This is a genomic window from Paramagnetospirillum magnetotacticum MS-1 (assembly GCF_000829825.1).
Lineage (GTDB): Bacteria > Pseudomonadota > Alphaproteobacteria > Rhodospirillales > Magnetospirillaceae > Phaeospirillum > Phaeospirillum magnetotacticum.
The window spans coordinates 397,869-409,737 of the sequence record NZ_JXSL01000027.1 but is presented as its reverse complement, the minus strand read 5'-3'; the positions used below and the strand labels follow the sequence as shown (position 1 = coordinate 409,737).

Below are 11,869 nucleotides of genomic sequence, written 5' to 3'. Positions count from 1 at the left end.
GCTCCGAAACCGACGCAATGCCGGATGCAATGGATCACGATCGACTGAAGCGCCTGATGTTCCGCGCCCACCATATGGGCTCCAACGAGAACGACATTCTGTTCGGCGGTTTCGCCGCCAAATACCTGATGTCGCTGTCTCCCGATCAGGCCGAGCGGTTCGAGGCCCTGATCGCCGAGAACGATTCCGACCTGTTCAATTGGGTCACCAGCAAGGCCGAAGTGCCCGATCATCTGGACCATGACGTCATGGCCATGATCAAGAAATTTGTTCAAAGCGAAGCCGCACCGATTTGAAAAACCTAGACAGTCTCATATCCCAGGCCGGGCGCCGCAAGGTTGCCGGAGCGCCGGAAGGGCGTGATGCCCTGTTGCTGGCCGAACTGGCCGCTTGCCCCGAGGCCGAGGGCGGCATCTTGCATGTGGCCCGCGATGAAGGCCGCATGGCGCGCATGGCCGAGGCCCTGGCCTTCTTCGCCCCCGACCTTACGGTGCTGGAGTTTCCCGGCTGGGATTGCGTGCCCTATGACCGGGTCTCGCCCCATGTGGACATGGTGGCGCGGCGCATCGATACCCTGGCGCGTCTTGCCGATGGGGTGAAGGGCGCCTTCGTTGTGCTGACCACCGTTCCCGCATTGGCGCAACGGGTTCCGCCGCGTGAGGCCTTGGCTCAGGCGACTCTGGATGCCCGCAAGGGCTCGCGGCTGTCCATGGACAAGCTGGTGGGCTTTCTCGCCAAGAACGGCTATGTGCGCGCCGACACGGTGATGGAACCCGGTGAATACGCGGTGAGGGGTGGCATCGTCGATCTGTTCCCACCGGGATCGGCCGAGCCGTTGCGCCTGGACTTCTTCGGCGACGAGATCGATAGCGTGCGCTCCTTCGATCCCATGAGCCAGCGAACCACAGGCCCGGTGGAGGGCTTCGTCTGCAGACCCGTCAGTGAAGTGGGCCTGGATGAAGCCTCCATTGCCCGCTTCCGCACCAATTACCGGGAATTATTCGGGGTCATCCAGGGCGCGGACCCGCTCTACGAATCCATTTCCGAAGGCATCAAGTTCAACGGCATGGAGCACTGGCTGCCCCTGTTCCACGACGGGCTCGACACCTTGTTCGCCTATCTGCCCGAGGCGGCGGTGGTCCTGGACCACCAGTCGGACGAGGCTTTGACGGCGCGCCATGCCCTGGTGCTGGAATATTTCGACGCCCGCGCCGGTCTGGCCGGGGCGGGCTTGACCGAATCGGGCATGGTCTATCACCCAATAGCGCCCGAGCGCCTGTATCTGGAGCGCGACGAGTGGGACCGTCTGCTGGCGGTGCGCCCGGTGCTGCATCTATCGCCCTTCGATGCGGTGGAGGATGGCGCTCCTGATGCCGGGGGGCGGCTGGGCCGCGATTTCGCCGATATGCGGGCCCGGCCGGGCGTCAATGTCTATGACTGCGTGCGCGAGCATGCCGAGGAACAGGCCAAAGCGGGCCGCCGGGTCGTGATCGCCGCCTGGACGAACGGATCGCGCGACCGGCTGGCCGGGGTCTTAAAGGACCACGGCGTCAAGGGGATCGAGCCCGTCGAGTCCTGGGCCGAGGCCAAAGCCTTGGACAAGGGGAGGGTGGCCGTCGCTGTTCTCGGCCTCGACCACGGCTTTGTCACCCCCGAACTGGCGGTGATCACCGAGCAGGACATTCTGGGCGACCGTCTGGCGCGGCCCGCCCGCAAGAAGAAGAAGGGCGCCCAGTTCATCGCCGAAGCCTCCGCCCTGGCCGAGGGCGATCTGGTGGTGCATGTGGAGCATGGTATCGGCCGCTATGACGGTCTGGTGGCCCTGGAAGTGTCGGGCGCGCCCCATGATTGCCTGCGCGTGATCTATGACGGCGGCGACAAGCTGTTCGTGCCGGTGGAAAACATCGACGTGCTGACCCGCTTCGGCTCGGAGCAGGCCGGGGTATCGCTGGACAAGCTGGGCGGCACCGCCTGGCAGGCCCGCAAGGCCAAGCTGAAGAAGCGCATCAGGGATATCGCCGACCAACTGATCGGCATCGCCGCACAGCGCAAGATGCGCCAGGGCGAGGCATTGGTCCCGGCGGAAGGGCTCTATGACGAGTTCTGCGCCCGCTTCCCCTTCGCCGAAACCGAAGACCAGTTGCGCGCCATCGAGGATTCCATCGCCGATCTGGCCAGTGGAAAGCCCATGGACCGCCTGATCTGCGGCGATGTGGGCTTTGGCAAGACCGAGGTGGCCATGCGCGTCGCCTTCGTGGCGGCGCTTCAGGGCCTTCAGGTGGCGGTGGTGGTTCCCACCACGCTGCTGGCCCGCCAGCATTACCGCACCTTCAAGGAGCGCTTCGCTGGCCTTCCTGTTCGGGTGGAGCAGCTTTCCCGGCTGGTCACCGCCAAGACCGCCTCCGAGGTCAAGGCGGGCGTGGCCGATGGCTCGGTGGATATCGTGGTCGGCACCCATGCCCTGCTGGCCAAGGGCATCGGCTTCAAGCGCCTGGGCCTGCTCATCATCGACGAGGAGCAGCATTTCGGCGTGGCCCACAAGGAACGCCTGAAGCAGCTCAAAGCCGATGTTCACGTCCTGACTCTGACCGCCACGCCCATTCCCCGCACGCTCCAGATGGCGCTGTCGGGGGTCAAGGAAATGAGCGTCATCGCCACGCCGCCCATCGACCGGCTGGCGGTGCGTACCTTTGTCCTGCCCTATGACCCGGTGGTGCTGCGCGAATCCATCCTGCGCGAGCGCTATCGCGGCGGGCAGGTCTTCTATGTCTGTCCGCGTCTGGCCGATATCGACCGGGTGGCCGAGCGTCTGGCCAAGCTGGTGCCCGAGGTCAAGACCGCCGTGGCCCATGGCCGCCTAGCGCCCGCCGATCTGGAAGAGGTGATGGTGGCCTTCGGCGACAAGCAGTACGACGTGCTGCTGTCCACCAACATCATTGAATCGGGCATCGACATGCCCTCGGTCAACACCTTGATCATCCACCGCGCCGATATGTTCGGCCTGGGGCAGCTTTACCAGTTGCGCGGCCGGGTGGGGCGCGGCAAGACGCGGGGCTATGCCTATTTCACGCTTCCCAATGACAAGGTGCTGTCCAAGGCGGCGGAAAAGCGGCTGCAGGTGATGCAGGCGCTCGACACTTTGGGCGCCGGGTTCCAACTGGCAAGCCACGATCTCGACATCAGAGGCGCTGGCAATCTGCTGGGCGAGGAACAGTCGGGCCATATCCGCGAAGTGGGCGTCGAGCTTTACCAGCAATTGTTGGAAGAAGCCGTGGCCGCCGCCAAGGGCGGGCAGGGGAGCGAGGCCGCCGAGGAATGGTCGCCCCAGATCGCCGTGGGCACGCCGGTGCTGATCCCCGAGACCTATGTGGCCGATCTGTCGGTGCGTCTGTCGCTGTATCGCCGTATCGGTTCGCTGTCCGATCAGGCGGAGATCGAGGCCCTGGCCGCCGAGCTGATCGACCGCTTCGGCACGCTGCCGCCTGAGGTGGAGAACCTGCTGGAAGTGGTGGCCATCAAGGCCCTGTGCAAACTGGCCGGGATCGACAAGGTGGATTCGGGGCCCAAGGGCGCCGTTGTGTCCTTGCGCGGCAACGTCTTCGCCAATCCGGGCGCCCTGGTGCAGTTCATCGCGCGCTCGGCCGGATCGTGCAAGATCCGCCCCGACCACAAGATCGTCTTCCTGCGCGCCTGGGAGGACCCCAAGCAGCGCATCGTCGGATTGCGCAACGTGATTGGTAAATTGGCGGAATTGGCAGCCGCCTGAAAAAGGAGTATAGGCGAATCCCGCCTTTAGGAAGTGACATGAAATACCCCACGCCCCCCACGGTTATTCCCCTCGACAACATCCTGCCTGACGAACCCCTGTTGATGATGGGCGCCGGTCCCGTGCCGATTCCGCCCAAGGTGGCCATGGCCAACTCGCTGATCATCAACCATCTGGGCGACACCATGAATGCGGTGATCGAACAGGTGAAGACCATGGGGCGCTACGTCTTCCAGACCAATTCCCCCCATGTGATGGGCGTGGCCGGTCCGGCTTCGGCCGCCATGGAAATGGCTATCGCCAATCTGGTAGAGCCGGGAACCCGCGTTCTGTCCATCTGTAACGGGCTGTTTTCCAAGCGTCTGGCCGAGATGGCCACCCGCGTGGGCGGCGACGTCACCATCCTGAACGCTCCCGACAAGCGGGCCGTGGCCGCCGAGGAAGTGGAAAAGCTGCTGAAGACCGGCAAGTTCCAGATTGTGACCGTGGTGCAGGGCGAGACCTCCAACACGGTGTGGAACCGCGATCTCATCGAGATCTGCCGCCTGGGCAAGCAGTACGGCTGTCTCAACATCGTCGATGCCGTCTGTACCCTGTCGACCATGCCCATGGAAATGGACGAGTGGATGGTGGACGCCATCATCACGGGCGGACAGAAGGGCCTGTCCTCCATTCCCGGCGTGTCGCTGATCGCCTTCTCGGAAGAGGCCTTCACCCGCATCTCGGCGCGCAACAGCCCCATGGCCCATTGGTGCCTGGACGCCCGGCTGGCGCATCAGTTCTGGCACAATCACTCCTACCACTACACCGCCCCGGTCTCGGGCATCCTGGCTCTGCACGAGGCCCTGCGCCTGATCGGCGACGAGACCCTGCCGGGCCGCTTCCGCCGCCATGCGCAGTGTTCAACCGCCTTGCAGCGCGGCGTGCTGGCCATGGGCCTGAAACTGCTGATCGAGGAGGATTCGCGCCTCAATTCGGTGGTGGGCATCGAACTGCCCGAGACCATCTCGGCCGATCAGGTCCGCCACATCATGAGCCAGGTGCACAAGGTGGAAATCTCCGGCGCCTTCGGCCTGCCCATCGTCCGCATCGGCCAGATGGGTGAACAGAGCCGTGCGCCCAACCTGTTCCGCACCCTGCACGCGCTCGGCTCCGCCATGCGGGCGGCGGGCGGCAAGGTGGACATGCCCGGCGGCATGGCCGAGTTGGAGCGCAGCTTGGCGTCCGAGGTGAGGGGATAACCACTCCCCCACGTCACCTCGGCCTTGATCTGGGATCCATGGCGCCCGCCTGTCAGGCTTCGGCGCACATTAGATAAACCACGAAGGCGCGAAGGCGCGAAGGCACGAAGAAGAGAAAGGCTTACTTCCTTCGTGCTTCCTTCGTGCCTTCACGCCTTCGTGGTGAAGTCCCCATTGCCTAGCTGAACGCCGCTTCCGGCTGGCTTTCGCGCACGATGTCGATGAGGCGAAGCAGAATATCGGGCTCCTGAGCCCCGGCCAGGGCATAGGAGCCGTCGAGGATCAGGCAGGGCACACCGTTGACCCCTAAGCGATGGGCGCGGGCGTTGTCGTTGAGCACGCCGACCGCATCGGCGTCGGAGGACAGGTAGGTCCGCAACGGATCCGGCGCCAGTCCTACCGAAGCGCCGATTGCGGTCAGGACCTCCACATCGCCGATATCGAGGCCCTGGACGAAATAGGCCCGGTACAAGGACTCGACCAGTTCAGCCTCACAGCCGCTGGCGCCAGCATAGCGGATCATGCGGTGGGAATTGAGGGAATTGGGCATGCGGGTAATGGAATCGAAGTCGAAGTCGATGCCTTCGCTTTTGCCCGCGGCCGCCACGGCGGCGTGAACCCGCTGGACACGGGCGGTGCCTCCGAACTTGCGGTCCAGATAGGTCCTCCGGTCGATTCCCTCGGCGGGCAGATCGGGATTGAGCAGGAAAGGCCGCCAGATGATCCGCGCGCGGGTCTCCGGGCGCTGGGCCAAAGCGCGCTCGAGGCGGCGCTTGCCCACATAGCACCAGGGACAGACGGTATCGAAGACGTATTCGATCCTCAATCTCGTGACCTCAATCCAGCTTGGCCTTGACGCGGGCCAGCAGCGTTTCCAGCGTGTCGGTGGTCTTGGCATCGGTACAAGCCACCTGAACCCAGACCTTGACCGGCTGATAGACCTCGCGCACCGCGAAATCCGTATAGGCCAGCACACCGGCGATGCGGTGCATCACCACCTCGGCCTCGACGGTGGGGGTATCGGGCAGCACCACGCAGAACAGATTCTTGTCGTAAAGCGCCGTCATATCCTCGGCCCGCAACAGGCCGTTGATCCATTGCCCCAATTGTTGGGCCAGATGTTCGGCGGCATCGTCTCCGAAATGGCTGCGCACGCCTTCGATATTGGGAATGTAGAAGAACACCACGGCCAGATGGCGGTCATGGGTCTTGGCGACGTCGAGACGTTCGGCCAGATAGGCGTCCAGATAGGCGCGGCTGTAAACCCCGGTCAGCGGATCGCGGGTCGGCTCCTTCAGGCTTTCGAACAGGGCGGCGCGGATGACCCAGCGCAATTGCTGGCGCCGCACCATGCCCAGCACCGAAGCCCGCAGAATGCCGGAATCGAAGGGCCGGACCAGCACCCGGCTGGCGCCGCGCCGGTAGACCTCGGCCGGTGCCACGCCCTTGTCGACGATCAGAACCATGGGCAGGTTGAACAGGCGGGGATTGTTGCGGACCTGGGAGGTGAAGGCCAGATAGCCCTCCAGATCGGCATCGGTGGTCACCACGGCGGCGTCGAAATTGCGTTTTTCCAGCAGGCTTTCCGCATCATACAGATTGGCGCTGGTGATCACCTCGGCCGAGGCGCCGAGAACGGCGCCCACGCCGTCGCGATCATGGCCGACCACCAGGACGCAGGGCCGCGTTCCTTCCGGGGCGGTGGCCCGCACGCTGGCGGTAACGCCAAAGGGTTGGGCCGCGCAGGCCCGATGGCGCAACTCGGCATGCATTGTGGCCAGCCGGACCAGGGGGCGCAGCCGCGACAGCATCTCCATGTCGTCGTCCTGCATGGAAATTGTGTCGTCCAGTCCCGCGGCACAGGCGCGCTCCGCCGCCTCGGCAGTGACCTTGTCCACCAGAAGGACCATGGGGATATCGGCCAGCAGCGGTTCCTGTTTCAGACAGTTGCCCAGACCGATGGAATCCTCGCCCACATCGCCCACCAGAATCAGATCGGGATGCTCAAACTCGGCCAGCCGCAGCACCTGTTCGCGGCTGGTGGCGTGCATGGCGTGATAACCGTTGTGCGACAGGCGTGCCAAAACCCCTTCGGCGGCGCTTGCGTCGGTATGGGCTACGATGACGTTGGCCAAGCGGATCATGAGGTTTGAACCTTCGATTGCAGGACAAGGCTTCACCATAATACGGATCGCCGTCCGCCATAAGGGGGTATGACCTCATTGCCGCATCGATGACGAAAGGCTAGTCTCGCGCCATTCAGTTCAAGCAGGGAGCAAGTCATGTCCTCGCCGATGATCAACCGCCGCGGTTTCCTCGCCGCCGGTGCGGCCGGTGCAACCATCCTGGGCTTCGGCGGGACCGTCCGCGCCGCCCAACCGTTGAAGATCGGGCTGCTGCTGCCCCTGTCGGGCGGCCTGGCCCGTGAGGGGCAAAGCTGCAAGCGCGGCGCCGATGTCACGCCGGGCCTGCTGGCCGATATGGGCATGCCGGTGCAACTGATGATCGCCGACACTGAAACCAATATCGACACGGCGCGGACGCGGGCCGAAAAGCTGATCGCCGACGGCGCCGAGGTGCTGATCGGCGCCTTTGATTCCGCCCATACCCTGGCGGTGGCCCAGGTCTGCGAGCAGCGGGGCATTCCCCTGGTGGTCAATATCGCCGCCGCGCCCAATATTACCGAGCAGGGCTTCAAGACCCTGTTCCGCAACTTCCCCACGGCGCCCAAGCTGGTGACCGAGGGTCTGGCCCTCATGAAGGACGTCTTTAAGATATCCGGAACCACGCCCACCAAGGCGGTGTTCCTGCACAATAATGACACCTTCGGCACCGCCATGGCCGGGGCCGTCAACAAGCTGTTCCCCACGCTGGATATGCCGTTTCCCCTGGTGGAAACCATCGCCTATGACGGCGCGGCCCGCGATCTGGCGGTGGAAGTGGGCAAAGCCAAGGCCACCGGCGCCGATCTGGTCCTGCTGGTGCCCCATGGCGACGACTGCATCCGCATGATCCGCGAGATGGTCAAGCAGCGCTTCGAGCCCAAGGCGGTTGTATCGCCCGGCAGCCCCGGCATGTACGAGGTGCAGTTCTACAAGACCTTGGGCAAGTATGCCGATTACTGCATGACCAACCTGCCTTGGATCAACCCGAAATCGGCCATGAGCCAAGCCCTGCTCAAGGCCTTCAACAAGGCCTATCCCGACGCCCTGTTCGAGATGAATATCGGCTTTACCTTCGAGGCCATCCTTATCGCCGCCGATGCCGCCAAACGGGCCGGCAGCAATGATCCCAAGGCGATCCTGGCCGCGCTGCCCGCCACCAACATCACCGAGCATGTGATGATCGGCGGACCCATCGCCTTCGACGCCAAGGGCCAGAACACCAATACCCGTTCCGCCACCATCCAGAATTTCGGCGGCAAGCCCCTGGTGGTCCTGCCCAGCGATGTGGCGGAGGCAAAGCCGGTATTCCCGGCTCCGGGCTGGCAACAGCGCGGCTGATGAGGTACAAGCCGACGGCCGCCGATCGGGGCGGCCGTTGGATTTTTTGCCCATGAGCATCGATCTCGCCAATCAGATTGTCACAGGCCTCTTGACCGGACTGGTCTACAGCCTGATGGCCCTTGGCCTGTCGGTCATTTTCGGCGTGGTCCGCGTCGTCAATTTCGCCCATGGCGAGATGACCGCGCTGGCCATGTACGCCGCCTGGGCGCTGTTTTCCTGGCTGGAACTTGATCCGCTGATCGGCCTGCCGCTGATCGCCTTGCTGCTGTTCGCGCTGGGCTATGTCATGCAGCGCGGCCTGATCGACGCCTTCGTCTCCAAACCGGAACACATGCAGTTCATCTTGCTGGTGGCCGTGGCCATCGTCATGGTCAACGGCTCGCTGCTGGTCTTTGGACCCGATGCCCACGGCATTCAGGTTCCTTATGGCTTCGATACCTACGAGGTGGGGCCGCTGCTGGTGGACAAGGTCCGTCTGCTGGCCGCCGTGGCGGCGCTTGCCATCTCCGGCCTCCTGATGCTGTTTTTTCGCCACACCATGACCGGCAAGGCCATTCGCGCCTGCGCCGACAATCTGGTGGGCGCCAAGGTCATCGGGCTGAACGTCAAGCAGCTCTACGCCGTCACCTTCGGCATCGGCTCGGCCTGCGTTGGGGCAGCGGGGGCCTTGCTGGCCATGCTGATCGACGTCATGCCATCCAGCGGGCCGGAACTGACCATGCTGGCCTTCATCATCGTCATCGTCGGCGGCCTGGGCAGCATGGGCGGCGCCCTGTTGGGCGGCATCCTGATCGGTATCTCCGAGGTGCTGGCCGGATATTTCCTGATGCCGTCCATGAAGAGCATGTTCAGTTTCGCCATTCTGATCCTGGTCCTCATCCTGCGGCCCCAAGGTCTGATGGGGGCGCGCAAATGAGCCGCCAGGCCATTCTGCTCGGCCTTCTGCTGGCCGCCTTCGCCCTGGCGCCCCTGGCGGCCGGGCCTTATCTGCTGTCGGTCCTGGTGGTGGTCATGTACTTCGCCTATGTGGGCCAGACGTGGAACATCATGATGGGCTTTGCCGGACAGTTGTCGCTTGGTCACACCCTGTATGTGGGATTGGGCGCCTATACCGCTGCCGCGCTGTTCGTCCATCTGGGGGTGCCCGCCGCGCTGGGCCTGTTCGCCGCGGTGGGGGCGGCCGTGCTGACGGGCGGTATCGTCGGGGCGCTGGGCTTTCGCTTCGGGGTCAAGGGCGTCTATTTCGCCCTGCTGACCATCGCCTTTGCCGAGTTCACCCGCATTCTGTTCGAGCACATCCCCGGCCTGGGCGGCCCTGGCGGCCTGTTCCTGCCGGTGGGGGACCGCAACGGGATCGATCTGATCCATCTGCGGGGCCATCCCTTGATGTTCTATTACCTGATCCTGGCCATGACCGTGGGCATCTTCCTGCTGTGCCGTTGGCTGCTGCGTTCGCGCCTCGGCTATACCTGGCTGGCGGTGAGGGAGGATCAGGAAGCGGCGGCCGCGTTGGGCATCAATGTGTTTCGCGCCAAGCTATATGCCGTGATGCTGTCGGCGGGGCTGACCGCCTTGGGGGGCGTGTTTTTCGCCTTCTACTACAACAACCTGTTTCCCAACCAGGCCTTCGGCATGAACCGGTCCATCGAGATCATCCTGGCCCCCATCGTTGGCGGGCTGGGGACCCTGTTCGGGCCGATCCTGGGGGCCTTGATCCTTACCCCCCTGGGCGAGGGCATCACCTTGGCGACCGAGGCCATGGGCTTCAAGGCGGCGGGAATCAAGCAGCTGTGCTACGGCCTGTCGCTGCTGGCCATCGTCAAATTCCTGCCCGACGGAGTCTGGCCCTGGGCCCGCGCCCGCCTGGGCCTGGAGCCCGATCTGGACGGGGAGGGCGACAATTGAGCGCCGCGCCCCTGCTGCTGGTCGATGGTCTGGTCAAGAACTTCCACGGATTGCGCGCCGTGGATGGTGTGACGTTCAGCGTGGCCGCCGGCGAGGTCGTGGCGCTGATCGGCCCCAACGGCGCGGGAAAGACCACTGTTTTCAACATGATCGCCGGTGTCTTTGAACCCGATGAAGGGCGGATCGAACTGGACGGCGCCTCGCTGGTCGGGTTTCGGCCCGATCAGGTTTGCCGGGCCGGGGTGGGGCGGACCTTCCAGTTGGTCAAGCCCTTCGGCAATATCTCGGTGGAAGAGAACGTGCTGATCGGAGCTCTGCGCTGGACCCATGACGTGGGCCAGGCCCGGCGCCGGGCCCGCGAGGTTTTGGAGCTCCTGGGCCTTGCCGACAAGCGTCGCCAGATGGCCCGCGGCCTGACGCTGCCCGACCGCAAATGCCTGGAAGTGGCCCGCGCTCTGGCCACTGCGCCCAAACTGCTGCTGCTGGACGAAGTGATGGCGGGCCTGCGCCCGGCCGAGACCGACCGCATGGTGGAGATCTTCCGCAAGCTCAACCGCGAAACGGGTCTGACCATCGTGCTGATCGAACATGTCATGCGCGCCGTCATGGCGCTGTCCCAGCGTGTGGTTGTGATCAACACCGGCAAGCCGGTCTGCGACGGTGTGCCGGAAGAGGTGGTGCGCGACCCGAGAGTGCTGGAATGCTATCTGGGCCAGGAGAAGCTCTGATGCTCGAAATCCGGGACCTGGACCTGTTTTACGGCGATGCCCAGGCTTTGGCCGGGGTGAGTTTCACCGTGCCGGACGGCTCCATCACCGCCATCGTCGGCGCCAATGGGGCGGGCAAGACCTCCCTGATCCGAGCCATCGCCGGTATGGAAAAGCCCCGTTCCGGTTCCATCGTCTTCGATGGTCACGACATCACGGCCAAGGAGAGCTTCGAAATCTGCGATCTGGGCCTGGGACAGGTGGCCGAGGGCCGCCAGGTCTTTCCCACAATGAGCGTGCAGGACAATCTTGAACTGGGCGCCATGGTGCCGCGCGCCCGAGCAAAGGCCGTGCAAAGCCTGGATCGGGTGTGGGAGATGTTTCCCCGCCTGCTGGAACGGCGCAAGCAACTGGCCGGAACGCTATCGGGTGGTGAACAGCAGATGCTGGCCATCGGCCGCTGTCTGATGGGCCTTCCCAAGATGATCATGTTCGACGAACCGTCACTGGGCCTGTCGCCCGCCATGGTTCAGGAGGTCTTCGCCATCATCCGCCGTCTGCACGAGGCAGACGGCATGACCGTTGTCCTGGTGGAGCAGAACGTGGCGGTGTCGCTGCACATGGCCGACCATGCCTGCGTGCTGGAGAACGGCCACGTGGTCATGGAGGGCAGGGGAGCCGACCTGCTGGGCGATGACGGCGTCAGGGCGGCCTATCTGGGGCTTTGACCTTGAAACCCCTCGG

Annotated in this window: 10 protein-coding genes; 8 read left to right on the top strand and 2 right to left on the bottom strand. The window is 64.3% G+C overall.

Annotated features, from left to right (window positions below):
* Positions 1-29: 29 nt before the first annotated feature.
* The 3 genes from CCC_RS10590 to CCC_RS10580 are packed head-to-tail and all read left to right on the top strand — an operon-like array spanning position 30 to position 5,007.
* Complete coding sequence (locus CCC_RS10590) at positions 30-296, top strand: FAD assembly factor SdhE (protein ID WP_009868286.1); 267 nt, start codon at positions 30-32, stop codon at positions 294-296.
* Positions 293-3,766, top strand: a complete 3,474-nt coding sequence (mfd, locus tag CCC_RS10585) for a transcription-repair coupling factor (RefSeq protein WP_041041207.1) — start codon at positions 293-295, stop codon at positions 3,764-3,766. The genes CCC_RS10590 and mfd overlap by 4 nt, the downstream gene beginning before the upstream one ends.
* 38 nt (positions 3,767-3,804) lie before the next feature.
* The gene (locus CCC_RS10580) at positions 3,805-5,007 is read left to right on the top strand and encodes a pyridoxal-phosphate-dependent aminotransferase family protein (protein WP_009868288.1); all 1,203 of its coding nucleotides are present in this window, start codon (positions 3,805-3,807) and stop codon (positions 5,005-5,007) included.
* A gap of 178 nt (positions 5,008-5,185) precedes the next feature.
* Here the strand turns inward: CCC_RS10580 and CCC_RS10575 are convergent, their stop codons facing one another.
* Both CCC_RS10575 and CCC_RS10570 read right to left on the bottom strand, forming a co-directional pair.
* Positions 5,186-5,833, bottom strand: a complete 648-nt coding sequence (locus CCC_RS10575) for a DsbA family oxidoreductase (RefSeq protein WP_009868289.1) — start codon at positions 5,831-5,833, stop codon at positions 5,186-5,188.
* 10 nt (positions 5,834-5,843) lie between these two features.
* A complete protein-coding gene (locus CCC_RS10570) occupies positions 5,844-7,151 on the bottom strand; it encodes a diguanylate cyclase domain-containing protein (RefSeq protein ID WP_009868290.1) in 1,308 nt (435 codons plus the stop codon).
* Between the two features lie 138 nt (positions 7,152-7,289).
* Here CCC_RS10570 and CCC_RS10565 point away from each other — a divergent pair, with 138 nt between their 5' ends.
* Genes CCC_RS10565 through CCC_RS10545 form a run of 5 tightly spaced genes read left to right on the top strand, consistent with a single transcriptional unit; the run spans position 7,290 to position 11,853 of the window.
* Positions 7,290-8,510, top strand: a complete 1,221-nt coding sequence (locus CCC_RS10565; RefSeq protein WP_009868291.1) for an ABC transporter substrate-binding protein — start codon at positions 7,290-7,292, stop codon at positions 8,508-8,510.
* A 52-nt stretch (positions 8,511-8,562) separates the two neighbouring features.
* The gene (locus CCC_RS10560; RefSeq protein ID WP_009868292.1) at positions 8,563-9,429 is read left to right on the top strand and encodes a branched-chain amino acid ABC transporter permease; all 867 of its coding nucleotides are present in this window, start codon (positions 8,563-8,565) and stop codon (positions 9,427-9,429) included.
* A complete protein-coding gene (locus tag CCC_RS10555; RefSeq protein ID WP_009868293.1) occupies positions 9,426-10,418 on the top strand; it encodes a branched-chain amino acid ABC transporter permease in 993 nt (330 codons plus the stop codon). The genes CCC_RS10560 and CCC_RS10555 overlap by 4 nt, the downstream gene beginning before the upstream one ends.
* Positions 10,415-11,146 carry an ABC transporter ATP-binding protein gene (locus CCC_RS10550; protein WP_052473101.1) on the top strand — a complete coding sequence of 244 codons (732 nt, stop codon included), beginning with the start codon at positions 10,415-10,417 and terminating at the stop codon, positions 11,144-11,146. Before CCC_RS10555 ends, CCC_RS10550 begins: the two co-directional genes overlap by 4 nt.
* A complete protein-coding gene (locus tag CCC_RS10545; RefSeq protein WP_009865407.1) occupies positions 11,146-11,853 on the top strand; it encodes an ABC transporter ATP-binding protein in 708 nt (235 codons plus the stop codon). The genes CCC_RS10550 and CCC_RS10545 overlap by 1 nt, the downstream gene beginning before the upstream one ends.
* Positions 11,854-11,869: the final 16 nt, after the last annotated feature.

Excerpts from the sequence above, each read along its gene's own strand:
- CCC_RS10590 (WP_009868286.1), top strand. The coding sequence starts at position 30 with ATGGATCACGATCGACTGAAGCGCCTGATGTTCCGCGCCCACCATATG.
- CCC_RS10580 (WP_009868288.1), top strand. The coding sequence starts at position 3,805 with ATGAAATACCCCACGCCCCCCACGGTTATTCCCCTCGACAACATCCTG.
- CCC_RS10570 (WP_009868290.1), bottom strand. The coding sequence starts at position 7,151 with ATGATCCGCTTGGCCAACGTCATCGTAGCCCATACCGACGCAAGCGCC.
- CCC_RS10565 (WP_009868291.1), top strand. The coding sequence starts at position 7,290 with ATGTCCTCGCCGATGATCAACCGCCGCGGTTTCCTCGCCGCCGGTGCG.
- CCC_RS10560 (WP_009868292.1), top strand. The coding sequence starts at position 8,563 with ATGAGCATCGATCTCGCCAATCAGATTGTCACAGGCCTCTTGACCGGA.
- CCC_RS10555 (WP_009868293.1), top strand. The coding sequence starts at position 9,426 with ATGAGCCGCCAGGCCATTCTGCTCGGCCTTCTGCTGGCCGCCTTCGCC.
- CCC_RS10545 (WP_009865407.1), top strand. The coding sequence starts at position 11,146 with ATGCTCGAAATCCGGGACCTGGACCTGTTTTACGGCGATGCCCAGGCT.